The 1,138-nt window shown below is 47.1% G+C and carries 1 protein-coding gene; it reads right to left on the bottom strand.

What is annotated here, in order from left to right; translation table 11 throughout:
* Positions 1 to 1,042: DUF5682 family protein (locus HMPREF9074_RS04905; RefSeq protein ID WP_034539856.1), on the bottom strand; the 1,042-nt coding region annotated here is incomplete at its 3' end.
* Positions 1,043 to 1,138: the final 96 nt, after the last annotated feature.

The following is a 1,138-nucleotide window of genomic DNA, read 5'->3' as shown; positions in this document are numbered from 1 at the left end:
CACCACCGCCAAAGCAAGTGATAACCGCATCGTGTAGGTCTTCCAATACAGGATATTCACCCCCTTTCATTGCCGATAGCACATTGGCAAGGCGCACCGCCTCTATCACGCTGGCAGACGAGGCGTTTTGCCCTTGCGAGCGCAATATCTTGGCAACTTTAGTCAGATAAGTAGCCGCCAATTTATCCATAGTGTTTTGCTGCATCGCTTGCCACATCAGCTCAAAGTAATAAGGAGCCATATTGCCCGCTCCATACCCCGTGCGGCTGCTTAGGCGCAAATACGAATAAGGCATTAGGGTAAGCTGACTGCTGGCTTTAGGCAACTTCTTCAGCTCCTCATCAGTCATCGCAGGCAAGTCGTTTTCTATACCCGATAGATGATAAGCCCCCACGATTACCACTATCTCCTCAGGCTTAAACTCGGTGCAAGCCTGCGCTATTTCACGCTTCATATATGCCTCGCGAATAAGGTTGTACGAAAAGTCAAACGGAGCTTCCTCGCATTCCTTATCTACTACCATCTTGCGCATTTCTTCCGATTGCAGCGCAAGGGTAGGGGCAAAGCTATCCTTTTCTTGCCGATGCTCAAAGTGCCTTTCCCAGTAATTTTCATAGTCCGTTTCGCCCATTTGCTCTGCTAATTGCTTGTACAGACTATTGTGATAGGTATAGAAAGCCTTTGCCTTTTCGCCCTCTTCTTCCGAGGGTTGCTCTTGGCGTAGTTTTAGCATATTTTCCGAAGGCAAATCTATAAACCGAAGAGTAGCTTTCTTCTTTACCCCCCAACAAATAGCTTGGTACTCAGGCGAATAAGAAGCAAACGGATAGAGTACCGTCTCTATAGGCAGTTCAGTGGTATAGCCCAACATAGCGATAGGTGGCTTCACCCCTTTCTGAGCCATTTGGGGCATTAACGGAGTAGCATCAGCCGGACCCTCTATGAGGATACATTTAGGTTTGTGCTTGTCTAAGAATTGCAGCAGATGCGTAGCAGCATTAGGCGAAAGGTGTCGTACACCAAAAAGGTGAATTTTATTCATAATAGTCAAGGGTTCGTTCTATAATTTGGGTGGGACTGCCATTCACGAAGTACACGGCACTCACCCAGTTGTTATGAGTATCGTAGGTATACTGAA

It is taken from the genome of Capnocytophaga sp. oral taxon 329 str. F0087 (genome assembly GCF_000213295.2).
In the GTDB taxonomy this organism is placed as follows: Bacteria; Bacteroidota; Bacteroidia; order Flavobacteriales; family Flavobacteriaceae; genus Capnocytophaga; species Capnocytophaga leadbetteri_A.
The sequence above is the reverse complement of the archived record's forward strand: the minus strand, read 5'-3'. Positions and strand labels throughout refer to the sequence as shown.